This window comes from Actinocorallia sp. B10E7 (genome assembly GCF_039871655.1).
Taxonomy (GTDB): Bacteria; Actinomycetota; Actinomycetes; order Streptosporangiales; family Streptosporangiaceae; genus Actinocorallia.
Genome location: NZ_JBDPLZ010000003.1, coordinates 371,604 through 395,047 on the forward strand (window position 1 = coordinate 371,604; position 23,444 = coordinate 395,047).

Annotated in this window: 23 protein-coding genes and 2 pseudogenes; 10 read left to right on the forward strand and 15 right to left on the reverse strand. The window is 72.3% G+C overall.

Annotated features, from left to right (window positions below; genetic code table 11):
- Positions 1 to 5: 5 nt before the first annotated feature.
- Positions 6 to 1,049 carry a TerC family protein gene (locus ABGB12_RS11585; RefSeq protein ID WP_347676838.1) on the reverse strand — a complete coding sequence of 348 codons (1,044 nt, stop codon included), beginning with the start codon at positions 1,047 to 1,049 and terminating at the stop codon, positions 6 to 8.
- Positions 1,050 to 1,236: 187 nt separating this feature from the next.
- Here ABGB12_RS11585 and ABGB12_RS11590 point away from each other — a divergent pair, with 187 nt between their 5' ends.
- Positions 1,237 to 1,581 carry a helix-turn-helix domain-containing protein gene (locus tag ABGB12_RS11590; protein WP_347676840.1) on the forward strand — a complete coding sequence of 115 codons (345 nt, stop codon included), beginning with the start codon at positions 1,237 to 1,239 and terminating at the stop codon, positions 1,579 to 1,581.
- Positions 1,582 to 1,602: 21 nt separating this feature from the next.
- Here ABGB12_RS11590 and ABGB12_RS11595 read toward each other — a convergent pair whose 3' ends face one another.
- Positions 1,603 to 2,703 carry a winged helix DNA-binding domain-containing protein gene (locus tag ABGB12_RS11595; RefSeq protein WP_347676842.1) on the reverse strand — a complete coding sequence of 367 codons (1,101 nt, stop codon included), beginning with the start codon at positions 2,701 to 2,703 and terminating at the stop codon, positions 1,603 to 1,605.
- A 169-nt stretch (positions 2,704 to 2,872) separates the two neighbouring features.
- Here ABGB12_RS11595 and ABGB12_RS11600 point away from each other — a divergent pair, with 169 nt between their 5' ends.
- Positions 2,873 to 3,661 (forward strand): DUF3152 domain-containing protein, encoded by a 789-nt coding sequence (locus ABGB12_RS11600; RefSeq protein WP_347676844.1) that lies wholly within the window; start codon positions 2,873 to 2,875, stop codon positions 3,659 to 3,661.
- Between the two features lie 26 nt (positions 3,662 to 3,687).
- Here the strand turns inward: ABGB12_RS11600 and ABGB12_RS11605 are convergent, their stop codons facing one another.
- From ABGB12_RS11605 to ABGB12_RS11620, 4 genes are all read right to left on the reverse strand, one after another.
- On the reverse strand, positions 3,688 to 5,160 hold the full coding sequence (locus ABGB12_RS11605) for an SDR family oxidoreductase (protein WP_347677710.1): 1,473 nt from the start codon (positions 5,158 to 5,160) through the stop codon (positions 3,688 to 3,690).
- Between the two features lie 121 nt (positions 5,161 to 5,281).
- Complete coding sequence (locus tag ABGB12_RS11610; protein ID WP_347676846.1) at positions 5,282 to 5,923, reverse strand: DUF5701 family protein; 642 nt, start codon at positions 5,921 to 5,923, stop codon at positions 5,282 to 5,284.
- A gap of 44 nt (positions 5,924 to 5,967) precedes the next feature.
- Positions 5,968 to 6,759: an ABC transporter permease gene (locus ABGB12_RS11615; RefSeq protein WP_347676848.1), complete on the reverse strand. Its 792-nt coding sequence runs from the start codon at positions 6,757 to 6,759 to the stop codon at positions 5,968 to 5,970.
- Positions 6,756 to 7,694: an ATP-binding cassette domain-containing protein gene (locus tag ABGB12_RS11620; RefSeq protein WP_347676850.1), complete on the reverse strand. Its 939-nt coding sequence runs from the start codon at positions 7,692 to 7,694 to the stop codon at positions 6,756 to 6,758. The genes ABGB12_RS11615 and ABGB12_RS11620 overlap by 4 nt, the downstream gene beginning before the upstream one ends.
- Before the next feature lie 105 nt (positions 7,695 to 7,799).
- On the opposite strand from ABGB12_RS11620, the gene ABGB12_RS11625 reads away from it, so the two are divergent.
- The 4 genes from ABGB12_RS11625 to ABGB12_RS11640 all read left to right on the forward strand — a co-directional run bounded on the left by ABGB12_RS11625 (position 7,800) and on the right by ABGB12_RS11640 (position 12,874).
- Complete coding sequence (locus ABGB12_RS11625; RefSeq protein ID WP_347676852.1) at positions 7,800 to 8,561, forward strand: TetR/AcrR family transcriptional regulator; 762 nt, start codon at positions 7,800 to 7,802, stop codon at positions 8,559 to 8,561.
- 531 nt (positions 8,562 to 9,092) lie between these two features.
- The gene (locus ABGB12_RS11630) at positions 9,093 to 10,373 is read left to right on the forward strand and encodes an MFS transporter (protein ID WP_347676853.1); all 1,281 of its coding nucleotides are present in this window, start codon (positions 9,093 to 9,095) and stop codon (positions 10,371 to 10,373) included.
- 93 nt (positions 10,374 to 10,466) lie between these two features.
- Complete coding sequence (locus tag ABGB12_RS11635; RefSeq protein WP_347676854.1) at positions 10,467 to 12,305, forward strand: RiPP maturation radical SAM C-methyltransferase; 1,839 nt, start codon at positions 10,467 to 10,469, stop codon at positions 12,303 to 12,305.
- The gene (locus ABGB12_RS11640) at positions 12,296 to 12,874 is read left to right on the forward strand and encodes a DUF5825 family protein (RefSeq protein WP_347676856.1); all 579 of its coding nucleotides are present in this window, start codon (positions 12,296 to 12,298) and stop codon (positions 12,872 to 12,874) included. Before ABGB12_RS11635 ends, ABGB12_RS11640 begins: the two co-directional genes overlap by 10 nt.
- A 37-nt stretch (positions 12,875 to 12,911) precedes the next feature.
- On the opposite strand, the gene ABGB12_RS11645 is transcribed toward ABGB12_RS11640, so the two are convergent.
- Positions 12,912 to 13,781: a DUF72 domain-containing protein gene (locus ABGB12_RS11645; RefSeq protein WP_347676858.1), complete on the reverse strand. Its 870-nt coding sequence runs from the start codon at positions 13,779 to 13,781 to the stop codon at positions 12,912 to 12,914.
- Between the two features lie 533 nt (positions 13,782 to 14,314).
- Between ABGB12_RS11645 and ABGB12_RS11650 the strand changes: the two genes are divergently transcribed.
- Positions 14,315 to 14,839 (forward strand): hypothetical protein, encoded by a 525-nt coding sequence (locus ABGB12_RS11650; protein ID WP_347676860.1) that lies wholly within the window; start codon positions 14,315 to 14,317, stop codon positions 14,837 to 14,839.
- 151 nt (positions 14,840 to 14,990) lie between these two features.
- Here the strand turns inward: ABGB12_RS11650 and ABGB12_RS11655 are convergent.
- Positions 14,991 to 15,146, reverse strand: a pseudogene (locus ABGB12_RS11655) (iron chelate uptake ABC transporter family permease subunit); the annotation flags it as partial.
- Between the two features lie 148 nt (positions 15,147 to 15,294).
- On the opposite strand from ABGB12_RS11655, the gene ABGB12_RS11660 reads away from it, so the two are divergent.
- Both ABGB12_RS11660 and ABGB12_RS11665 read left to right on the forward strand, forming a co-directional pair.
- Positions 15,295 to 15,885 carry a TetR family transcriptional regulator gene (locus ABGB12_RS11660; protein ID WP_347676862.1) on the forward strand — a complete coding sequence of 197 codons (591 nt, stop codon included), beginning with the start codon at positions 15,295 to 15,297 and terminating at the stop codon, positions 15,883 to 15,885.
- A gap of 53 nt (positions 15,886 to 15,938) precedes the next feature.
- On the forward strand, positions 15,939 to 16,655 hold the full coding sequence (locus tag ABGB12_RS11665; protein ID WP_347676864.1) for a maleylpyruvate isomerase family mycothiol-dependent enzyme: 717 nt from the start codon (positions 15,939 to 15,941) through the stop codon (positions 16,653 to 16,655).
- On the opposite strand, the gene ABGB12_RS11670 is transcribed toward ABGB12_RS11665, so the two are convergent.
- The 3 genes from ABGB12_RS11670 to ABGB12_RS11680 form a co-directional block, all read right to left on the reverse strand.
- Positions 16,652 to 17,941 (reverse strand): phosphoribosyltransferase, encoded by a 1,290-nt coding sequence (locus ABGB12_RS11670; protein ID WP_347676866.1) that lies wholly within the window; start codon positions 17,939 to 17,941, stop codon positions 16,652 to 16,654. The two genes, ABGB12_RS11665 and ABGB12_RS11670, sit on opposite strands and share 4 nt — an antisense overlap.
- Before the next feature lie 14 nt (positions 17,942 to 17,955).
- Positions 17,956 to 18,726, reverse strand: a complete 771-nt coding sequence (locus ABGB12_RS11675; protein ID WP_347676868.1) for an HPF/RaiA family ribosome-associated protein — start codon at positions 18,724 to 18,726, stop codon at positions 17,956 to 17,958.
- 261 nt (positions 18,727 to 18,987) lie between these two features.
- Positions 18,988 to 20,151, reverse strand: a complete 1,164-nt coding sequence (locus ABGB12_RS11680) for an NADH:flavin oxidoreductase (RefSeq protein ID WP_347676870.1) — start codon at positions 20,149 to 20,151, stop codon at positions 18,988 to 18,990.
- A 148-nt stretch (positions 20,152 to 20,299) separates the two neighbouring features.
- Between ABGB12_RS11680 and ABGB12_RS11685 the strand changes: the two genes are divergently transcribed.
- A complete protein-coding gene (locus ABGB12_RS11685; protein ID WP_347676872.1) occupies positions 20,300 to 20,980 on the forward strand; it encodes a TetR/AcrR family transcriptional regulator in 681 nt (226 codons plus the stop codon).
- Here the strand turns inward: ABGB12_RS11685 and ABGB12_RS11690 are convergent.
- The 4 genes and pseudogenes from ABGB12_RS11690 to ABGB12_RS11705 form a co-directional block, all read right to left on the reverse strand.
- The gene (locus tag ABGB12_RS11690) at positions 20,925 to 21,188 is read right to left on the reverse strand and encodes a glycosyltransferase family 9 protein (RefSeq protein ID WP_347676874.1); all 264 of its coding nucleotides are present in this window, start codon (positions 21,186 to 21,188) and stop codon (positions 20,925 to 20,927) included. The two genes, ABGB12_RS11685 and ABGB12_RS11690, sit on opposite strands and share 56 nt — an antisense overlap.
- A gap of 189 nt (positions 21,189 to 21,377) precedes the next feature.
- Positions 21,378 to 21,512 (reverse strand): hypothetical protein, encoded by a 135-nt coding sequence (locus tag ABGB12_RS11695; RefSeq protein ID WP_347676876.1) that lies wholly within the window; start codon positions 21,510 to 21,512, stop codon positions 21,378 to 21,380.
- A complete protein-coding gene (locus ABGB12_RS11700; RefSeq protein ID WP_347676878.1) occupies positions 21,509 to 23,014 on the reverse strand; it encodes an HAD-IIIA family hydrolase in 1,506 nt (501 codons plus the stop codon). The genes ABGB12_RS11695 and ABGB12_RS11700 overlap by 4 nt, the downstream gene beginning before the upstream one ends.
- A pseudogene (locus tag ABGB12_RS11705) lies at positions 23,011 to 23,382 on the reverse strand (carbamoyltransferase C-terminal domain-containing protein); the annotation flags it as partial. The gene ABGB12_RS11700 and the pseudogene ABGB12_RS11705, both read right to left, overlap by 4 nt.
- Positions 23,383 to 23,444: the final 62 nt, after the last annotated feature.

Sequence of the window (23,444 nt, forward strand, 5' to 3'; positions counted from 1 at the left end):
TCTGGTCATGGCGTGTCCGTGTCGTGCGGGGCTCCGGGCCGGCGGGAGGCGACGGCGGCGCGGCGGGCGTCGCCTTCCCCGGGCTCGCTGGGCCGTCCCCTGACGCCGGGGGACGGAGGCCGGTCGCGGGTGGCGATCAGTGACCAGGCGATGGAGACGGTGATGGTGACGGTGATGACGCCCAGGGTGAGCGGGATGGGCAGCTTGCCGACGGGAGTCTCGGACAGGATGAGCTTGACACCGGCGAAGGCGAGCAGGACCGCGAGCCCGTAGTGGAGGTAGGCGAAGCGGCGCAGGAGTCCGGCCAGGCAGAAGTACAGGCTCCGCAGGCCCAGGACGGCGAAGGCGTTGGCGGTCCACACCAGGAAGGTGTTGGTGGTGATGGCCAGGACGGCGGCGACGGAGTCGACGGCGAAGATCAGGTCGGTGGCCTCGACGGCGACCAGGACCACCAGCAGCAGGGTCGCGATCCGCTTGCCGTCGACGCGGATGAAGAACCTGTCGCCGTGGAACTTCGGGTCGGTCGGGATGAGCCTCTTGACCAGGCGGACGATGGGATTGCGGTCGGGGTGGACCTCTTCGTCCTTGGAGACGGCCATCTTCCAGCCGGTCCAGATCAGGAACGCGCCGAAGAGGTAGGCGGTCCAGAAGAACGCCTCGAGCAGTTCGACGCCGACGAAGATGAACACCAGCCGTGCGGCCAGGGCGCCGATGACGCCCCAGAACAGGACTTTGTGCTGGTAGGCGTCGGGGACGGCGAAGAAGGAGAAGACCAGCGCGAAGACGAAGACGTTGTCGATCGACAGGGCCTTTTCGATCAGGTAGCCGGCGTAGTAGGTGGAGGACGCCTCCCCGCCTTGCCAGGCCAGAAGGACGAGGCCGAAGCCGAGGCCGATGGCGATCCAGACGCCGCTCCAGATCGTGGCCTCGCGGAAACCGATCACGTGGCTGTCGCGATGGGCGATCAGATCGACGGCGAGCATGACGCCGATGCCGAGGGTGACCGCGGCCCAGGCCCACAGCGGGACGGCGAACGACAGGTCATTCATCGCGGAACGTTTCCTCTCCGGGGACGCGGTCGGATCATGACGGCTCCCGCCTTCCTTATCGGGAGAAATCCCCTCAAGCGTCACCCTCAGCAGCAACACCCGTCAACAGTTACGCGAAAACTTTTTCGCTAATTTGTATTCGCCAGATCAGATGAACATGCGAAGCGAAGTTCGTATGATGGAGGCCATGAGCACCTCACCGGCACGCGGCGATCAATGGACGTTCCTCACCAACCACGCACGGGTGCTGCTGCGGATCGCCCGCGACCCGCAGGTGCGCCTGCGGGACGTCGCCGCCGGCATCGGCATCACCGAGCGGGCGGTGCAGATCATCGTCGCCGACCTGGAAGCGGCCGGATACCTCACCCGCACCCGGGTCGGCCGCCGCAACCGCTACACCATCGACCCCACCGCCGCCCTGCGCCACCCCTCGGAGGCCGACCACCCCGTCGGCGACCTCCTCGGCCCCTTCCTCCACCGCGAGGACGCATCCGCCCCCGAAGCGCCCGAACCGCGAACAGCCGACGCCTGAAAGACCCTCAGGCGAAAGGCATCACCACGGGTCGGTGAAGACGACGTCGTGGGCGTCGCCGGGAGCCAGCAGGCCCAGCAGCGCCTCGGCCTCGGCGGCGACGGCGTCCCGCGCGGACGGGGAAAGGGGGGAGAAGGGGGTGATGTCCAGGCGGGCGGCGCCCCGGGCACGGGAAGGCGACCAGGTGGCGCCGACAACGCCGTCGACCAGGACGGTGCCGGGGATCGGGCCGTGCGGGGGCCACGCGCGGGCCGTCTGGACGGGATCCAGGACGCCGGTGCGGGAGCGGTCGGCAAAGGAGATGAACAGATTGTCGAAATCGGGGAGGAAACGGACGGGCGCCGGGAAGTCCTCGGGCGGACGGGGCGCGTCGGGCAGGTCGTAGAGGGTCAGGCCGTCCTCGGTCCGGAAGGTGCGCAGGTCCATGCGGTCCAGGACCTCGCGCAGGCGGGTCAGGCCGCAGTGGGCCTGCACGTCCTTGACGGTGGCGGGACCGAACGCCGCCAGATAGCGGGCGACGAACCCCTCCAACGAGGGGGAGGAGGCCAGGGGAGAGCCGAGCCAGCGCTCGGCGGTGGTGTGGGCGACCGGGCCGCTGCGACCCCAAAGGCCGCGCGGCGGGACCTGCACCAGCGGGAGCCTGGCGCGCACCAGCTGGGACAGCGACTGCGGGGTGCCGTCGGGGAAACGGGCGTGCAGCTCCCGGCCGAGCTCGGCGAACGTCAGAGGCCTCACCTCCAGCAGCTCCCGCCCCGCCGCGGCCACCGCCTCCAGATCGACGTTCTTCCAATGGCGGCCGAACGCGCTGCGGGTGACGCGGAAGATGAAGTCGTCGTGCAGCGGCCGCCAGGCCAGGCAGTCCTCGGCCGTCACCAGGTGGATCGTCCCGCGCATCAGCGCGATGCGCACCAGCTCCCGCTTCTCCAGCAGCCCCGCCGCGTCCTGCGGATCGAAGCCGGCGATCCGCGACCACAACGCGAAGTACCACGAGTGCGGCGTCTGCGCCTGCAGCCCGCCGACGCGCGCCACCGCCTCCGACACGCCCACCCCGGCGCGCTCCAGCAGCAGCTGCCGCGCCAGCGTCGCCCTCCCCAGCGCACGAGCGGTCAACACCTCACCCATGGACCCCACCCCCGCCTCCGAGAAAGCCCCGCCTGCGGTAACGCTACCCCTCACCCCGGACACTTTCCCGCCTCCCGAACCCGCCACCCGCCCGCCGGACGGCACGAAAGACAGGCCACAAACGCCAACCCTTCATCACCCTCAGCGAGAAAACGATTACCGTACGGATATGGGCTCACACAGACGGACCCCTTCACGCCTACGACGCCACGCCGGCACCGCGCTGGCCGTCGCGGCGACCTCCGCCCTCACCCTCATCGCCCGCGCCGCCCCCACCCCGGTGCCGCTCCCCACGCCGGCGCCCCCGACGGCCTCACCCCGGCCCCCCGTCAGGCCGCTGGTCGTCAACGGACGCCTCCAGCCCGCACCCCGCGCCGTCCCCCTCCGTGCCTCGGGCGGCTACCTCCCGGCGCCCGGCACCGACGAACCCCTCCACCACCGCCACCGCACCACCCGCTACCTCGTCGAAGTCGAGAAGGGACTGCCCTTCACCCCCGAGGAGTTCGCCCGCGACGTCCACCGCATCCTCACCGACCCGCGCGGCTGGCCCACCGGCTTCCTGCGCGTGGACCGCGGACCCGTCGACCTGCGCGTCTCCCTGACCAGCCCCGCCCACACCCGCCGCCACTGCCGCCCCCTGACCGTCGGGCTGCGGCTGTCGTGCTGGCAGGGCGGCCGCGCCGTCATCAACGCCGCCCGCTGGGCCCGCGGAGCCGCCTCCTACGGACACGACCTGGCCACCTACCGCGAATACCTCATCAACCACGAGGTCGGGCACGCCCTCGGCCACGGCCACCGCACCTGCCCCGGACCCGGACGGCCCGCCCCCGTCATGGTCCAGCAGAGCATCTCCCTGTACGGGTGCAGCCCCAACCCTTGGCCGCGCCGCCACATCGTCCCCCGGATCGACCACTCCCACAGCGCCTTCGCCTCCATGCTGCGCCCCCTGCTTCCCTGAGGAGCGGAAGACCCGCCGGACGTCGCTCAAGAACCCGGGAGGCCCGACTCGGCCAGGGCCCTGCCCGCGAGGTTACGGGCCATGCGGCCGAAGACCAGGGCGTGGAAAGGAGCGATGCACCACCAGTACAGATGGCCCAGCAGGCCGTGCGGATGGAACAGCGCACGCTGGCGCAGCACCGTGCGGCCGCCCTCCTCGCCGACCGTCCACTCCAGCCACGCCAACCCCGGCAGCCGCATCTCCGCCCGCAACCGCAAAAGGCCCTCGGCGGGGGAGACCTCCTCCACCCGCCAGAAGTCCAGCGCGTCACCCGGCCTCAGCCGGTGGGGATCCCGCCGGCCCCGCCGCAGCCCCACACCCCCGAAGACCCGGTCGACGAACCCGCGCAGCCGCCACGCCACCGGCAGCGAATACCAGCCGTTCTCCCCGCCGACCCCCTCCACCAGCCGCCACACCGCCTCCCGCGGAGCCGCCGTCCGCACCGTCCGGTCATCGACGTACAGGCTGCCGCCCGCCCAGCCCGGGTCGGTCGGCAGCGGATCGCTGGGCCGGCCCGGGACCGAGGCCGACGACCAGCGCGTGGCCACCTCCGCCTCCCGCACCCGCCGCAGCGCCAGCGCCACCGCCTCCTCGAACCCCAGCAACCCCCCGGGCGGATCGGGGACCAGCACCGCCAGGTCGCGCTCGGCGCACACCACCTCGGTGCGCAGCGACTCCACCAGCGGACGCGCCAGCCCCGCGGGCACCGGCGTCACCAGCCCCACCCACTGGCTCGACAACCCCGGCGAGAGCACCGGCAGCGGGATGACGACCCGGTGGGGCAGGCCCGCCACGGCCGCGTACCGCTCGATCATCTCCCGGTACGTCAGCACGTCCGGGCCCCCGATGTCGAACGTCCGGTTGAACTCCCCGGGCAGCGACGCGCAGGCCGTCAGATACCGCAGCACGTCCCGGATCGCGATCGGCTGGATCCGCGTGTTCACCCACCGGGGCGTCACCATCACCGGCAGCCGCTCGGTCAGGTACCGCAACATCTCGAACGACGCCGACCCCGACCCGATGATCACCGCGGCCCGCAGCACCATCGCCGGGACCGGCCCCTCCAGCAGGATCCGCCCCACCTCGCCCCGCGACCGCAGATGCGGCGACAGCGTGCCGCCCGAGGCCAGCCCGCCCAGATACACGATCCGCCCGACCCCCGCCCGCGCCGCGGCCCGCGCGAACGTCCGCGCCGCCCGCCGGTCCGCCTCCGCGAAGTCCACGCCGCCGCCCAATCCGTGGACCAGGTAGTAGGCGACGTCCACCCCCTCCAGCGCCCGCCCGATCGCGTCGGCGTCCAGCACGTCGGCCACCGCGGTCTCCACCCGCCCCGCCCACGGATGCCCCCGCAGGCTCCCGGCCCGCCGCGTCACGCACCGCACCCGGTGCCCGGCCTCCAACAGCTCCGGCACCAGCCGGCCCCCGACATACCCGCTGGCCCCCGTCACCAGCACCTTCACCCCGCCGTCCACGCGCAGCCCCCGTTCCCTCACCGCAACGCACCGACATACCACGCTATGTAACCGGCGCCGGAAACCCGCCGCCGGGTTCCCGCGGGGGAGAGGCCGACGGGCCCCGACCCTAGACCGCCCTGCTCCCGGCGGAGGCCATCCCCAGCCACGTGTGCGGATTGCCCTCCCAGCACCAGCCGAGCTTCGGCGCGTTCCGGCTGATCCAGATCGCCGGGACCCGGCGGTCCCCGCACCGAGAACCGCCCAGAGAGAAACACTTGTTCTTGACCAGCACCTCGGGGAACTGGGTGAGCAGCGCGACCCCCTCCTCGATGGTCAGCGGACTCCGGCCCCTGCGCGCGATGACGGCCATCGCGTCCTCGGGCACCGCGCCGCAGAACTCCTCCCCGCGCTCGACGTCCAGCAGCAGGTAGGCCGACCAGCCGGGAAGCTCCACCCCCTCGGCCGCGACGAACCGCTCGAGGGAGCCCGGCTCGAAGGTACGGTCGACGAACCCCGGCTTCTTCCCGCCGCGCACAGTGGTGAGCGGCATCGCCGCCTCGATCGGCACGACCTGCCGGGTGACCACCAGCAGGAACGGCACCCGCCCCGCCGCGAGGTCACACCCCTCGGTGCCGCGTGCCGCGGCGCGGGCACGCAGCGGCGCGAGGAGCGAACGGAACTCCTCCACTCCGAGCCCTGCCGCGGCCGGATACCCCAGCTCCACGAGGTTGCGCACCTGCCGGTCGAACTCGACGCCTTCCGAAGCCATCTTCCTTCTTTCTCGAACGCGTTACCGGGGGAGAAGGGACACCGTCAGTCGCCCAGCCGCTGGTAGCGGCGGACGGACAGCGGCAGGAACACCGCCGTGATCGCCAACGGCCACAACACGGCCAGGAGAAGGCCGTGCTCGGCCGTCCGGGAACCGGAGACGACACCGGGGTTGCCGAACAGCTCACGCGTCGCGGTGACGGTCGCCGACAACGGGTTGGCCTCGGCCAGGAACGCCAGCCAGCCCGGCATGTCGGAAGGGGAGGTGAAGGCGTTGGACAAGAACCCCACCGGCCACACCAGGATCTGCAGCGCCACCACCGCCTCGGGACGCGCCAGCCGCACCCCCAGGTAGACGCCGAGCCACAGGAACGCGAACCGCAGCCACAGCAGCAGCGCCACCGCCGCCACGACCCCGCCGAACCCCTCGTGCCAGCGCCAGCCCACCAGCAGGCCGCACCCCATCATCACCAGCAGGCCCAGCGCCGAGTTCAGCAGGTCCGCGGCCGCCCGCCCGACCACGACCGCGCCCGGCGTCATCGGCAACGTCCTGAACCTGTCGGTGACGCCCTTGGCCACGTCCGAGGCCACGGCCGAGAACGTCCCCTCGATCCCGAACACCATCGACATCGCGAACATGCCGGGCAGCAGGAACTCCCGGTAGCCGCCTCCGCCCGGCACCTGGATCCCGCCGCCCAGCAGGTACCCGAACATCACCACCATCAGCACCGGGAACAGCAGCCCGACGACCACCTGGGCCGGCCGTCGCGCCCAGTGCAGCAGCGCCCGGCGGGTGAGCGTCCACCCGTCGGCCATCACCCACCCGACACTCGTCACGCCTTCTCCTTCACGTCGGTCAGGTGCAGGAACACCTCGTCCAGGGTGGGGCGGCGGACCGCGACGTCCTCGACGCCGACCCCCGCGTCCTCCAGGGCGCGCAGCACCCCGGTCAGCGCGCCGATCCGGTCGTCGACCGGGACGCCGATGCGGCGCGCGTCGCGGTCCAGGGCGGGGGAGCGCCCGGTGACCGCCTCCACCTTCCGCGCCGCCCGCTCCAGATCGGGGGAGTCGCGGACGACCAGGTCCAGCCGGTCCCCGCCGACCAGGTCCTTCAGCTCCCCGGAGGTTCCCTCGGCGACGACCCGGCCCCGGTCCACGACGCTGATGCGGTCGGCCAGCCGGTCTGCCTCCTCCAGGTACTGGGTGGTGAGCAGGACCGTCGCGCCCCCCTCCACCAGGGAGCGCACCGACGCCCACACCTCGGCGCGGGCCGCCGGGTCCAGGCCCGTGGTCGGCTCGTCCAGGAACAGCACCCTGGGGGAGCGGATCAGGCACACCGCGAGGTCCAGGCGGCGGCGCATCCCGCCCGAGTACCCCGACACCGGACGCGACCCGGTCTCGGCCAGGCCGAAGCGCTCCAGCAGCTCGGCGGCGCGCAGCCGGGCCGCGCGGGCGCCCAGGTGGTGCAGCCGCCCGAACAGCTCGAGGTTCTGGCGGCCCGACAGGACCTCGTCCAGGGCGGCGTGCTGGCCCAGCAGCCCGATCGCCGCCCTGACCGCGGACGGCTCGGCGGCGACGTCGTGCCCGGCGACGCGGGCGGTGCCGCCGTCGGGGCGCAGCAGCGTGGTCAGGACCCGGACGGCGGTGGTCTTGCCCGCTCCGTTGGGGCCGAGCAGCCCGTGGACCGTGCCCGCCGGGACGGCCAGGTCGAAACCGTCCAGGGCGCGTGTGCCGCCGAAGGCCTTGGTGAGGTTCCGCGTGTGGATCTCCATGCCCCCCCTTATTCGGTATGGTGTACGGAGTTGTTTCCGGAGAGAACCGTACAGCATACGGAGTTAATTCCGTACAGCCTACGAAGAAAGTGTGAGGTGCGCCACATGGCCGAACGCAAACGGCCCGACCCCGGACGCGTCCTGGCCCTCCTGTGGGGCACCGCCACCACCCCGACACCCGCCCGCGGCCCCAGACCCAAGGTCACCCTCGACCAGATCATTCGCGCCGGCACCGACCTCGCCGACGCCGAAGGACTCGACGCCCTGTCCATGCGCCGCGTCGCCGAGCGCCTCGGCGTCGGCACCATGTCCCTCTACACCTACGTGCCCGGCCGCACCGAACTACTGCACCTGATGTACGACCGCGCCGTCGGCCCGACCCCGCCGCCGCCCCAGGGCGCCACCTGGCGCCAGGCCCTGCGCCACTACGCCCGCCTCGGCCGCGACCTCTACCGCGACCACCCCTGGACACTGTCCGTCGCCACACCCGGCCTGATGCTGATGAGCCCCAACAGCACCGCCCGCGCCGACGCCGTCTACGCCGCCCTCGCCCCCCTCGGCCTGTCCGCCGAGCAGCAGGCCGCCATCGCAGGCAGCGTCGACGCCTACGTGCGCGGCGCCTGCCAGGGGAGCGGCGTCAGCCTCACCAGCGCCGGCCTCGACGGCGGCTTCACCGACACCGACGACTACGAGCGCTGGTGGACCGAGGCCACCCCGCACCTGATCGAACTCGTCACCCGCGAACGTTTCCCCCACCTGTACGCCGTCTGGGAGGCCGGCGCCTTCGAGGACTTCGGCGACGCCTCCTTCGACTACGGGCTCGACCGCCTCCTGGACGGCATCGAACGCCACCTCGACGGAACCTGAGGCGGGGGAGCGGGCGGGAAGGGAACCCGGGGGCCCCGCGCCGGGCGCGGAGCCCCCGCGATGCCTGTCGATGCGGTAAGCGGCCGCATACTGCGGTTTCCACCATTCCCGATCACCGATGGGGCGGAAGCGTTCCCCTGCACAGCGTCGGACGCGAGCGTTGCGCGGCGGTCAGAACCCGGTGAACAGGCTGTGACAACTACTTGGCACTCGTGGCATCCGATCTGTCACTGCCCAGGATCGATCAATACTCGGCGGAGAAGACCCGAGCCGAGGCCGGCGACCAGTACCGGCTGCGCATATGCCGTTCGAGGAGCCCCCGGAGGTCACGGCCCGCTGCGGCGTCGTCCATAAGCCCCGAATCAGTCTTACTTAACATAATGTGCATTATCCACCTGGGGGAGAAGGGGCCGACCACAAGCGGACGGCCACTCCAGGCCGGACGGCGGGCCCTTGGCGGCGGCACGCCCAGGACTCTAATCTTGCGGAAATCGCGCCCAGCACAGCTTCCACTCGCCCCCGGTCGGAGCCATGCGGAACACCCGTGACACCCGCGCCCTGCGAGTCCCCGACTTTCGCAGGCTGCTGGCCGCCGACAGCGCGGCCCAGCTGGGCGGAGCGGTCTCCACGGTGGCGATCCCCCTCGTGGCGGTGATCGCGCTCGACGCCACCGCCGTGCAGACCGGACTGCTGGTGGCGGCCGAGCGGGCCGCTTTCCTCATCCTCAGCCTGCCCGCCGGCGCGCTGGCCGACCGGCTGCCCCGGCGGCCGATGATGATCACAGCCGACCTGACCCGGGCCGCGCTGCTGGCGACCGTCCCACTGGCGTGGTGGCTCGACGGGCTCACCCTCGCCCACCTTTACACGGTGGCCTTCGGAACCGGAGCGGCCACGGTCTTCTTCGACCTCGCCTACCAGAGCCTGCTGCCCACCATCGTCGGCCGGCAACTGCTCATGGACGGCAACAGCAAACTCGAAGCGGTCCGCAGCGGCTCGGAGGTGGCCGGACCGGTCGTCGGCGGCTGGGCCGTCCAACTGGTCGGCGCGCCCGCCACGGTCATCGGCTCGGCCCTCGGCCACCTCGGATCGGCACTCTGGCTGGCCCGCATCCGCACCCCCGAACCCCCGCGCCGACCGAGCGGACCGCACGAGGACCGCGGCGGGATGACCGAAGAGATCCGCGAGGGATTCCGGTTCGTGCTGAGCCACCCGATCCTCCGGGCCGTGCTGGCCTGCATGACCCTCGCGAACTTCAGCGCCAGCATGCTGCTGGCCGTCCAGACCATCTTCCTGGTCCGGGTGGTGGGCGTCACACCCGGCCTCTACGGCACGCTCCTGGCGGCCGGAGCGCTGGGCGGCCTCGCCGCGGTCGCGGCGGTCGGACGGGCGGCGGCACTCGTCGGCTCGGCACGGCTGATCTGGGTGGCCCTGCTGGTGGCCGCCCCCGGAGCCCTGCTGATCCCGCTGACCGCCCCCGGCTGGCGGGTCTCCCTCTTCGCCGCGGGAATCTTCATCGACGCGTTCGGCGTCGTCCTCTACAGCATCTCCCAGGTCAGCTACCGGCAGGCCGTCACCCCCGACCACCTGCTCGGCCGGATGAACGCCACCCTGCGGACCGTGGCGTTCGGAGCGCTCCCGCTCGGCGGCCTGGCCGGCGGGCTGCTCGGCCACTCCACAGGCGTGCACACCACCGTGTGGATCGCCTCGATCGGTTCGGCGCTCAGCGTCGTGCCCCTGCTCCTCTCCCCGCTCCGCCGGCTCCGGGACCTCCCCGCGGCCGCTCCACCCGCAACCGACAGGAGTCCACAATGAACGAGACCACCCGACCCGACCGCACTGAAGACATCATCGTCGAGGTCTTCGAGGAGACCGACGTCGTCAACCGCCGCATCCACTTCTGACGGCGTGCGCGTCGTCCTGGTGACGATGCCGTGGGCGGTGGTGGAGTTCCCCTCCATCGCCCACGGCATCCTCAAACGCCGACTCGCCGACACCCTGCCGCAGGCGGAGGTCGAGGTCCTCTACGCCAACCTCGAGTACGCGACATGGGCGGCCGAGGAGCACGGCATCACCGCGGCGGACTACAAGTACTTCGTCGACTCCTACGCGCTCGGCTTCGGCGACTGGGTGTTCGCCGCCTCGCTGCACGGCACCGACCGCTGGCGCGTCGAGGAGTTCACCGACCTGGCCGCCGGACAGATCCCGAGCCGTCTCCTCGCGCTGGGAACCCGCCTGCAGGAGGCGACACCCGCCTTCGTCGACGCGCTGGCCCGCCGCCTGGTCGCGACCGAACCGACGGTGGTCGCCTTCACCTCGACGTTCCAGCAGAACGCGGCGTCCCTGGCACTGGCCCGCCGGATCAAAGACCTCGCGCCGCGGACCGTGACCGTGTTCGGCGGCGCCAACTGCGACGGCGTCCAGGGCGCGGCCCTGCACCGCGCCTTCCCCTTCGTCGACTTCGTGGTCCGCGGCGAAGGCGAGATCGCCTTCCCCGAACTGCTGCGCCGCCTGGGCACCGGCGAGCCGCTCACCGACATCCCCGGCCTGTGCCTGCGGGAAGGCACCCGCACGATCGCCGTGGAGATGCAGAGCCGCCCCCTGCCCCCCGGCCAGATGGTCACACCCGACTACGACGACTACTTCCCCCAGTGGAACGCCTCACGGGCCGCCGCCTGGTCCCCGCCGGTCCTGGTCGTCGAGGCCGCCCGCGGCTGCTGGTGGGGCGAGAAGCACCACTGCACGTTCTGCGGCCTGAACGGCTCCCTCATCCAGTTCCGCAGCAAGAGCCCGGCCATCTTCTACGACGAGATCATCGACATGGCGGGCCGCTACCGCATCCTGGACTTCCTCGTCGTCGACAACATCCTCGACATGGCCTACCTCGGCTCCCTCCTCCCCAGGCTGGCCTCCTCCGGCCACGACCTGCGCTTCCACTACGAGATCAAGGCGAACCTGCGGCTCGACCAGCTCCGCACCCTGGCCGCCGCGGGCCTGGTCGCGGTCCAGCCCGGCATCGAAAGCCTCAGCACGCGAGTGCTGAAGCTGATGGACAAGGGCGTGACAGGCTGCCAGAACGTCGCCCACCTCCGCGACGCCGCCACCGCCGGAGTCACGCCCGTCTGGAACTACCTGTACGGCTTCCCCGGCGAGACCGACGCCGACTACGACGGCATCATCGACCAGCTGCCCCGCCTGCACCACCTGATGCCGCCCACCGGAGTCAACCGCATCATGATCGAGCGCTTCAGCCCCTACTTCGACGACCCTTCACTGGGTTTCGCCGAACGCCGCCCCGATCCCCGCTACGCCCTGATCTACGACCTGCCGCCCGCCGAACTGGAGGACTTCGCGTACGTCTTCGACGTCCCACCCGCGGGCGTCGGCCCGCAGACCGTCAAACGCCTGGAGGAGGCCGTCACCGAGTGGGCGCGCGAAGCCCCCGCCAGCCGCCTCACCCACTGCGATCTGGGCGAGAGCATCGTCCTGGTCAACACCCGGGCCGCCTACCCCTGGACCGTGCACACGCTGAGCACGCCCGCCGAGCTCGCCCTGTTCCGGCTCCTGGACCGCCCGCACACACCCGAGTCCCTGGCCCGCAAGCTCCCCGACGCCCCCGTAGCCGCGCTCCTGGCCGATTGGCACGCCCTCGGCCTGCTGTTCGAGGACGACGGCCGTGTCGTGCACGTCGTGCCGGAGTCCGTCAACGAGGAACTCCTGCGCCGGGGAGCGGCCCGGTGGATCTGACTCTGGCCCGCGACCATTCCCCCGAAGCCGCCGCCCTCCCCGGCATGTCCCTGGGCACGGTCCCGCTCACCGACGGCCTGTCGGCCGAGGCGCTGTTCGCCGACGGCTGCCGCAGGGTCGTCTTCCCCGCCCCGATCGCGCCGCTGACCGACGCGGCGGTGGCCTTGCGCGCACTGCGGCTCATCCGGGACCTGACGTCCCGCGCCATCGCCGTCACCTGGCGGCTGTCCTTCGAGGAAGTCGAGGACTGGCGGGACCTGGCCCACCTGTTCCCCCCGCGGAACGCCCCGGACGGCTGGCGCTCGGACTACCAGTTCGGCCACCTGGCGGAGCGCCGCGGCCCCGGCCTGCTCCAGATCCGCGACCGCCGCCGTCCCGGCCTGCGCCGCTACACGCTCACCGATCCGTCCGACCTGGCCGCCGTCGCAGCCCTCACCCCGGGTTGCGCCGCCACGGCCGTCCCGGAGACGGCCCGTGACCGACTGGCCGCCCTCCGCCTGGTCCTCCCCGTGGGGAACGGCCTCCTGTGGCTCCCTTACCGGATGCGCCGCTGGCCGGACGTGCGCTGAGGCGGGACGATCCAGCGGCGAAGCACCAGGAAGGCGCTCACGCCAGCAGCCGCGCCATCCGCTCCGCATTGCGCTGCGAATGGTCGGCGCAGCAGTTGTTGAACACCACGTGTGTCGTCTTCGCGCGGCCGGCCAGCTCCCTGATCCGCACCGCCCACGACCGCAACTCGTCCTCGCTGTAGAGATAGGCGAACTTGTCGTACACGCTATTGCTGTCCCATTTATCGCTATGGCCGTGGAACCGCACCACCGCCAGATCCGACGTCGCCTCCAGCACCGGCGGCACCGACGAACGGTGCCCCTGCGGCATGTCCACACCCACGTACGCCACATCGTTGCGCCGCAGGAACTCCAGCGTCGCCTCCCGCTCGCCCGGCGCCAGCCACGTCTCGTTGCGGAACTCCACGCACACCCGCACCGGAGCGCACCGCTCCTTGACTCTCAGCACGTACGCGCGGCTGCGCTCGCCGGCGGTGAACCACGGCGGGAACTGGAACAGCAGCGCACCCAACTTGCCCGCCTCATACAGCGGCCGCAAAGCGCCCAGGAACCGCTCCCACACCTCCTCGACCACCTCGTCCGCGACATCCTTGGCGTACACGCTCGCCCGCGCCGAAACCCTCCCGCGCAGATCCGAATACAGCGAAGCGACCCGCGTGGGGTGCCCGGTGAGCAGGGAGAACGCCTTGACGTTGAAGGTGAAGCGCTCGGGAGTGCGATCCCGCCATTGGAGGGCCGTGCGTTCGGCGGGCGGCGCGTAGTACGTCGCGTCGACCTCCACCAGCGGGAACCTCGAGGCGTAGAACCGCAGGCGGTCCTCCGCCGTCCTGGCCTCCGGCGGATACCAGCCCGACGCCAGCAGGGTCTTGTCCGTCCAGGACGCGGTGCCGACCAGGATCTCCCCCATGCCGTCCACCCTAAGACCGCGTCAGGCCCTTCCCCGGTCCGCTCGCCGCGGGACGAACGACATGTAAGACAAACCAGACAGAAGATGGATTCTGTCTGGTTTTGCCGGTGTGGCTTGCGGGGCGTGTGGGGCCTGTTGGGCAGAATGGTGTTTCACACGCGTTTCAGCTGTCACGATCCGGCCATCTTCCTCTTCCTTACAGATATTGACTGGCCAGTAGAGGCTGCCTAATTTTCCTTCTGGAATTCACACCTCGAAGAAGGGCTTCGCAAGGTGACACGACCGCGACACCGCCCTCCCCTGCCGGCACGCCCGAAGGCGACCGCGAACACGATCGTCGCGGAGTCCCCTCACCGCGTGCCGCGAACGGAGATGGCAGGACCCGGAGGGATCGCGGTCCCCTGATCGGGCCGGCCTCCCGGGCCGGCTCCGCAAGACGGGTCCCAGCCTAGACGGAGGGGCCCTCCCCCACGGCCGTACCCGGCCATCCCATCCCGCGCGCTCCCGCGCGCCGTTCTCCCTGGAGGAGACCCATGTCCCGTACCAAGACGCTGGCGCTGGCCACGGCCACCGCCGCCGCGGCCGCTCTGGCCATCGCCTCCCCCGCTTCGGCCTGGACGGGCGGCGCCATCACGGCGAACCTTTCCAGCCCGCTGACGGTCAACTCGAGCATCGGCACCGCCACCTGCACCTCCTCGACGCTGAACGGCTCGGTCACCGCCGACGAGGTGCTGACCGTCAGCTCGGCCTCGATCGGCGGCTGCACCGGTACCTTCTCCATCTCCGTGACCCCCACCAACCTGCCGTGGGGCGGCACCCTGGGGGCCAACTCGGTGAGCATCACCGGCTTCCAGGTGAGCGCCAACGTGGGTGTCTTCGGCGGCATCACCTGCATCTACGGCGGCAGCCTCAACGGCTCCGTCACCGGCAGCGCCCCGACCCTGCAGGCGTCCTTCTCCAACGTGACCGTCAACAAGGTCTCCTCGGGCAGCCACTGGTTCTGCCCGGGCAGCGCCACCATCAGCGGCGGCTACACCATCACCGGCCCCGGCCTGTGATCCACGGGGCCGGCCGGCCCGACACCGGCTGATCCCGTAGTCCCGTGCCGCGGCTCCGTCCGCGGTGCGGGGCCTTTCCGGCGTGAACCGGGTTCTGCCCGTGAAGGTCCCGGTGCCCGTCGTCTTGCGCGGCTCAGAGCGCGCCGCGGCGTCACTCGCGCAGCAGCAGGTAGCCGAGGTAGCCGCCGCCCAGCGCCATCGTGTAGATGCCGACGGGCAGGGTGGTGAACAGCGGGAGCTGCTGGGCGGCCAAGTCCGCCAGGGACAGCAGGAACGCCCCTGACAGCGCCGACAGTGTGAGGAACGGTGCGGTCAGGAGCACCGTGGGCCAACCGTGGGCCAGATGTTGGTTAGATAAGGCTAACCTATATCCCCTTTGTGTGTTCGGCGGGTATGTCGAATGCTCCCGGAGCGGCTGTTGTGCGTAGGGTTGCGCTGATTCGGGAGGAGGACCGGTGCCCAAGCTGGTCGATCACGCCGAGCGTCGCCGCCACATCGCCGAGGCATTGCTGGCGGTGGCGAGCACGCGCGGCCTGCACGCGGCGACCATGCGCGAGGTGGCCGCCGAGGCCGGCGTGTCGCTGCGGCTGGTGCAGTACTACTTTCACAGCAAGGACGAGTTGCTGGCCGGGGCGCTGGAGCATCTGGCCGTGCGCATCGGGGAGCGGGTGCGCGAGCGCACCGCCGGGGCGCGGGGGCCGTACGAGCTGCTGGCCGGGGCGCTGGCGGCGGTGCTGCCGGCGGACGAGGACGGGCGGCGCGTCATCCTCACCTACCACGCCTACTACACCTACGCTCTCTCCCGGGGGGAGCCGCCGGCGCGCGGCGCCCGGGACGCGGCGGCGCTGGAGGGGCTGCTGGCCGGGTATGTGGCGCAGGCCCAGGCCGAGGGGCTGGTGGACGGCGCTCTGGACGCGGGCGCGCTGGCCGCCGAGTTGCTCGCGCTGGCCAACGGGCTGGGGATCAGCGTTCTGACGGGCCAGCGGGACGGGGCCGGGGCTTTGGAGGTGCTGGCCGGTCGTCTGGATCGCCTCTTCCGTTCGTGATACACAGGTATCATCAAGTTTTGATACGCAGGTATCACATCCTTGGAGGATCCATGACCGCCCTGCCGGATCTTCGGGCCCAGACCGACGCGCTGGTCGGCCTGCTGAACGGAGCCGACCTCTCCCTGCCCGTCCCCACCTGCCCCGGATGGACCCTGGCCGACCTGGCCGTGCACGTTGGCGACGGCCAGCACTGGGCCGCCGAACTCGTCTGCACCGGCACCCCGCCGCCCCAGCCGCGGGGAACCGCCCCCGAGGACCTCGAGGCGTGGCTGCGGCACGGCACCGACCTGCTGATCGAGGCCGTGGCCAAGGACCCCGACGCCCAGGTGTGGACGTTCCTGGGGCCCCGCCCCGCCCGGTTCTGGGGCAGGCGCATGCGCAACGACCTGCTCGTCCACCGCGCCGACGCCGCCCTGGCCCTGGGACGGGAGTTCCAGGCGGAGGCCGCGACCGCGGCCGACGCCCTCAGCGAGGGGCTCGACCTCATCGCCGCCAGCGCCACCAGCGGCCTGTCCCCCGCCCTGGCCATGCTGCGCGGCCGCGGCGTACTGAAGTTCGTCTCCACCGACGCGCCCGGCGTCTGGACCGTGCGCCGCGAGCCCGAGGCCGTCACCTGGACGGCTGAGGACGGCCCGGCCGACGTCACCGTCAGCGGCGGTGCCGTCGACCTCCTGCTGGTCTTCAGCCGCCGGTCCTCACCCGGACGGGTCCGGGTGAGCGGCGACGAGGAGCTGCTGCGCCACTGGCTCGAGCACAGCGCCTTCTAAGACGTCCGCCGGCGCAGGCGGTCGTGGAACCAGCGGGCCGCCAGGTCCGCCACCTCCTCCAGGGCGCCCGGCTCCTCGAACAGGTGCGTGGCGCCCGGCACGATCTCCAGGCGTTTCTCGCACGTCAACCGCTCCAGCGCCTGCTCGTTGAGGTCCAGTACCGGCAGGTCCGCGCCGCCCACGATCAGCAGCGTCGGCGCCTGCACCCGCGGCAGTACCGGCATCGCCAGGTCCGGGCGGCCTCCCCGGGAGACGACGGCGCCCACCGGGCTGCCCGGCTCCGTGGCGGCGATCAGGGCCGCGGCCGCGCCCGTGCTGGCGCCGAAGTACCCCACCGGCAGGTCCCTGATCTCCGGCACGTCCGACAGCCAGCGGGTGGTGTCGGACAGGCGTTCGGCCAGCAGCGGGATGTCGAACACGTGTGCCCGGTCGGTCTCCTCCCGGCGGGTCAGCAGGTCGAACAGCAGGGTGCCCAGCCCCTCTCCGTTGAGGGCGCGGGCGACCTGGTGGTTGCGGGGGCTGTGGCGGCTGCTGCCGCTGCCGTGGGCGAACAGCACGATCGCCTGCGCGGCGGGCGGCAGCGTCAGGTGCCCGGCCAGTTCCACCGGGCCCGCCTGGATGCGCACCTCCCGGTCCACCACCGGCGCGGCCGGCTCGCGTGACTGCTTGAGCAGCGTGACGACCTCCTCGTCGCTGGTCTGGGTGAAGTCCGCGTAGAACTGGCCGACGGCGAAGAAGTCGCGCGGGGTGTCGGGGCAGACGACCTCGTCGGCGACCTCCCCGAGGCCGCTGACGGCCTCGGGCGAGCCGACCGGGACGGCCACCACGACGTGCTGGGCGTGGCGGGCCCGGGCGACCAGGCAGGCCGCGCGGGCGGTGGATCCGGTGGCGGCGCCGTCGTCGACGATGACGACGGTGCGTCCCCGCAGGTCCAGTGGTTCCTTGCCGCCTCGGAAGCGGGCGGCTCGGTCGGTGAGGATGGCGTGCTCGCGGCGTTCCTCGTCGCTCAGCTCGGTGTCGCTGACGTGGCCCCGGCTCAGGACGTCGGGGTTCAGGACGCGGACGCCGCCCTCGCCGATCGCGCCCATCGCCAGTTCCGGCTGCCCGGGGGTGCCGAGCTTGCGTACGACGATGACGTCCAGTGGGGCGCGCAGCGCCTGGGCGACTTCGAAGGCGACGGGGACGCCGCCGCGCGGCAGGCCCAGGATGAGCGGGTTCCGGTCGCGCAGGTGCTCCAGGTGCCCCGCCAGCAGTTCTCCGGCCTGCCTGCGGTCCGTGTAGATCATGGTGGGCTCCGGTATCATCCGGCGGGTGTGATGAGGCCGTAGTGGCCGTCGTAGCGGTGGTAGAGGACGTTGCCGCGGCCGGTCTGGGCGTCGGCGAAGAACACGAAGGGCAGGCCTGTGGTCTCCAGGCGTTCCACGGCTTCCTCGGCGGTGATGCGGGGTGCCGGGTGGGGGCTGACGGTCAGGTCCACCGCTGTGTCGTCCTTGCGCGGCCTGGGGTCGATCTGGGCCATGCGGTAGCCGTCGGCGTGCCGGTACAGGACGCTGTCCTGGCCGGTGGCCACGTCGGTGAACAGGTGGAAGTCGTAGTCGAGCGACTCCATGTCGAAGGCCGCCTCGTCGGGGGTGGCCGAGGACAGTTCGTAGGCCTTGTGGCGGATGATCTGGCGTTCCTCCGGCGGGCGCGGGTAGTAGGCGGGCCGGTGGGCGGGTTCGGTGTTGTGCCGCCACTCCCCCGGTTGGGGCTGCCCGCCGCGCACGGCCTCCCAGTTGCGGGAGACCCGGCGCAGGCGCTCGGCCAGCAGGTCCTCCAGCGTGTCCACGGCCTCGCTCATGGTGGCGGCGGCGGTCTGCACCCGCACGGTGCGGCCGTTGACGTCGAGGTTGGCCTGCGCGAGCGCCGGGCGGACCGTGGCGGCTCCCATGGTCAGGCGGACCCGGGCGGCCAGGACCGGTTCGGGGGCGCGGGCGCTCAGCCGTTCGATCTTCTCTCGGGCCCGGTCCTGCAGTTCCTGCGGGACTGCTCCGCCGGCCTGGATCTTCACCTGCGAGACGGTGCGGGTCATGGATGTGTTCCCCCCTGCCGGTGCGGCTCTGCGGAGCCGCGTGTGGGCTTTTCTCCACGGTGGCGCAGGGCCGCGGGCGGTGACAGGGGTCCAAAGTCCCTGCTGATCCGGTTTTCGGGCGGGACGGGGAGAAGCGGTCAATTCCCGGTCAACGGCCTGCCACACGGCGGCATGGCTTCTTTTCGCGGGCTTTCGCGGGGCGTGTGGCCGCGCCGTGGGCCCGGCCGGTCCCGGAGGGGCCGGGACCGGGCGCGGGCGTTCTCAGGCCAGGACGCAGTGGGTCTTGGTGAAGATCGTCGGCATGCACTTGTTGCAGTGGGTGCACAGGGAGGGGGTGGCCGGGTTCTCCCGCATGCGGTTGAGCAGGTCGGGCTCGCGCAGCAGGGCGCGGGCCATGGCGACGAACTCGAATCCCTCGGCCATCGCGCGGTCCATGGTGGCGCGCTCGGAGATGCCGCCCAGCAGGATCAGCGGCAGCTCCAGCTCCCTGCGGAACAGCAGCGCCTTGTCCAGGAGGAAGGCCTCCCGGTAGGGGTATTCGCGGATGAACTTCTTGCCCGTCATCTTCATGCCCAGCTTCAGAGGCTGGGGGAGCGTCTCGGCGAACTCCTTGACGGGGGCCTCGCCGCGGAAGAGGTACATCGGGTTGAGCAGGGAGCTTCCCGCGGTCAGCTCCAGGGCGTCCAGGGAGCCGTCGCGCTCCAGCCACTGGGCGACCTGCAGGCTCTCCTCCACCTGGAAGCCGCCGCGCACGCCGTCCTCCATGTTGAGCTTGGCCAGGATCGCGATCCGGTCGCCGACGGCCTCGCGCACCGCGCGGGCGATGCCCAGCGCGACCTTGGCGCGGTTGGCCAGGGAGCCTCCGTACTCGTCCTTGCGCTTGTTCAGCAGCGGGCTGAGGAACGAGCTGGCCATGTAGTTGTGGCCGAAGTGGATCTCCACGGCGTCGAAGCCCGCCTCGGCGGCCAGCAGGGCGGCCTCGGCGTGCGCCTTGGTGACCCGTTCGATGTCGGCGTGGGTGGCCTTGCGGATCTTCTGCATCGACAGCGGGCTGAAGGAGGCCGACGCGGCCAGCGCGTGCACTCCGTTGGACCTGCCGTTGGCGACCGGCCCGGCGTGTCCTATCTGCGCGGAGATCGCGGCGCCCTCGGCGTGCACGGCGTCGGTCAAGCGGCGCAGGCCAGGCAGCGCTTCGGGCCGCATCCAGATCTGGTCGTGTTCGGTGCGGCCCTCGGGGGCCACCGCGCAGTAGGCCACGGTCGTCATGCCCACGCCGCCGGCGGCGTGGGCGCGGTGGAACTCGATCAGATCGTCGCCGACCAGTGCGCCGGGGGCCATGTGCTCGAAGGTCGCGGCCTTGATGACGCGGTTGCGCAGGGTCAGGGGGCCGAGCCGGGCCGGGCTGAAGACATCGGGGGCTGTCATGTGCTGCTCCAGGTCAGAGGGTGGTCGGCGTGGGCTGGGAGGCGGTGCCGGCGAAGGTTCCCCTCGCTGGTTCTCCTCGGATCGAGTGAGATACAGGACAGATTCAATCACTGATTGAATGCTGTTTGAAGACTATAGGATCGGCGATATGCCCGGCGACGAACACTCCACCCGCGACCGTCTGCTCTCGGCGGCCGAACGGCTCTTCCTGAGCAGAGCCCCCGAGCAGGTCTCCGTCCGGGCCATCAACGCCGAGGCGGGCCTCAACCCCGGCGCGGTCCACTACCATTTCGGCTCCCGCGAAGGGCTGATCGCCGCGCTCCTGGAACGGGAGCTGGCGCCGCTGTGGGCCGACCGCCTGGAGGACCTGGCCCGCCACGACGGCGCCTCCTTCGAGGTCGCCGAACTGGTCGCCGCGATCGTCCGGCCCTTCGAGGAGCTGTCGCGCACCGAGAAGGGCCGCATGCTGTGCCACCTGCTGGCACGCTCGGCGCTGCCCGACGGCCGCGTCCCCACCTCCTCCCCCTGGTTCGGCCCCGCCCCGTTCGAGCTCATGCTCGGCCGCGCCATGCCGCACCTGACGCCCCGCGAGCTCGGCCAGCGCTGGCGCCTGGCCTTCACCCTCCTGCTGGAGATCTACGGACGCCCCCTGTCCTCCCGCCCCGCCACCGAGGGCGCCCCGCCCGACACCGCCACCGTCATCGCCTTCCTCACCGCCGGGCTGACCGCGCCCCCCGTCGGTCAGGCCGCCCCGCGCCCTGACCCCGGAGACCTCACCGGACCGCCACGTCTGCCGCAGCCGCGTCGAGCACCTCCCTGGGGCCGATGAGCAGCAGCCGCCGATCCGGGCTGCGGCCGTGGGGGTCGCCGGGGCGAACGCCCGTGCCGTGCCAGATCACCCGGTGGCGCCGGTCGGCGGGAGGACCCCACAGGCGGGGGGAGACCGGCCCGTACAGGGTCACCGACGGGCGGGCGTAGGCGAACGCCAGATGCGCCAGGCCGGTGTCGCCGCTGACGACCAGACGAGCCCCCGCCACCAGCGCCGCCAGGCTCTCCCGTGGGCAGCAGCCGGTCCACGGCCCCCGTCAGCGGCGCCAGCGGCGCCAGCGCGCCCGGCGCCGCCAGCACGATCTCCCGCCCCGGATGGGCGGCCCGCAGCGCCCGGTAGGCCGGAACCCCCGTCAGGAAGTCCCCCGGCCCCAGCGCCCGCAGGACCAGGACCGCGCTCACCGCGCCACGGCCTCGAGCAGGACCCGGTCCCAGTCGGCCGGGAAACGCCCCAGCCCGTACCGGTCCAGGGCCGCCTCCCGTGCGGCCTCCCCCGGATCGTGCTCGGCCGGCTGCTCCAGCCCGCCGCTCACCGCCACAGCCGTCCTCCCGCGGCCTCCCCCAGCGCGAAGCGGACCGCGGTCATCAGGTCCGGGGCGCACCGCGCCCCCTCCAGCTCCTCCCTGCGGGTCTGCGCGGTGGGCACCAGCACCGACCTCGCCCCCGCCGCGCGCGCCGCACGCACGTCCGAGCCGATGTCCCCGACGACCACGCAGTCGCGCACGTCCACTCCCAGCTCGGCGGCGGCCTGCGTGACCAGGCCCGGTGCGGGCTTGCGGCACGCGCAGCCCTCGTCCCGGCCGTGGGGGCAGGTCTTCCACACCTCGAACGGGCCCAGCAGCTCCCGCACCCTGCGGTTGACCGCCTCCAGGTCCCGTCCGGACAAGCGGCCCATGGCCAGCCCCGACTGGTTGCTGACCACCCCCAGCCGCAGGCCCCGGCTGCGGGCCAGGTCCAGCGCCTCGCGCACCCCCGGCAGCGGCTCCACCAGATCGGGGTCGCCGTTGTAGGGGACGTCGTGGACGAGGGTGCCGTCCCGGTCCAGCAGCAGCGCCTTGGCCGGGCCGGGCCACGGGCGGGCCGAGCGGTGGCGGGCCACGCCCCGCACCCAGTGCCAGCTGGCCGCCGGCGGGATGAGCAGGCTGGTGCCCAGCATCAGCGACACCTCGCGCAGGTCGCGCGGGCCCGGCAGGATCCGGGCCGCCGCGAACTCCCCGACCCCGGCCAGCGCCCCCAGCGCCGCCAGCCCCGCCAGACGCCGCCGCCCCGCCAGGGCCGCGCCCGCGGCCAGCGCCCCGGCCGCGGTCACCGCCAGATGGCGCGGCCTGCGCCCCACCCGCTCCCCGGCCCTGCGGTGCCAGCCGCGCCCGTGCAGGACCCGCATCAGCGCGTCGTCGGCGTTGCCCGCCTGGGCGCGCAGGCAGGCCGTCACCGGGGCGGGACGCACCGGATGCAGACAGCGGCGCTCGCCTTCGGCCAGCTCCCACCCGTCGGCCTGCAGGCGCAGCGCCAGGTCGGCGTCCTCGCGGAACGCGCGCGGGAACCGCTCGTCGAAACCGCCCGACTCCACCAGCGCCTCACGGCGGTAGGCCATGTCCGCGGTGATCCACCGGGCCCGGGCCAGGCCCGCCGTCGCCCGCTCCCAGTCGGTGGGCGCACGGTCCGCGGGCAGCGGCACGCTGATGCGCCCCTGCACCCCGGCGACCCGGTCCGCGGCCCGCTTCAGGTCCATGGCCAGCGCCGCGTACCAGTCCTCCTCCACCAGGACGTCGTCGTCGAGGAACACCACCCACGGCGTGCGGGTCCTGCGCCACCCGGTGTTGCGGGCGGCGGCGGGGCCGCGTCCCCGGCTGGCCACCACCCGCACCAGGCAGGCCAGTTCGCCGGGCACCCGCACCATCGGCCCGCCGGCGGGCCGGTCGTCGACCAGCACGATCTCCTGCGGCTGCGGGCCCCAGGAGCGGGTCAGGGAGGTCAGGCAGCCTCGCAGCGACTTGCGCACCAGGGTCGGGATGACGATGCTGTAGCCGTTCATCGCCGCACCGCGAAGGATCCCAGGGCCAGCAGGTCGATGGGAGTGGAGCCGAAGCACTCCAGAGCGTCTCGCATGTCGTCCACCATGGGCCTTCCTGCTGTGTTGAGGCTGGTGTTGACCAGCACGGGCAATCCGGTCCGCCGTTCGAACGCGCGCAGCAGCCGGGCGACCAGCGGCTCGCAGGCCGGGTCGACGGTCTGCACGCGGGCGGTGCCGTCCACGTGCACCACGGCGGGGATCCGGTCCTGCCAGGCGGGTGCGACGTCGTGGACGAACAGCATGTAGGGGCTGGGCAGCGGACCGCGCAGGAAGATCTCCGGCGCGCGGTCGGCCAGGACCATCGGGGCGACGGGCCGGAACCGCTCGCGGGCCGCCGGCACCGGCTGCTCCCACGCCGAGAACGGCACCGGCCGTTTGCCGTGCTTGCGGC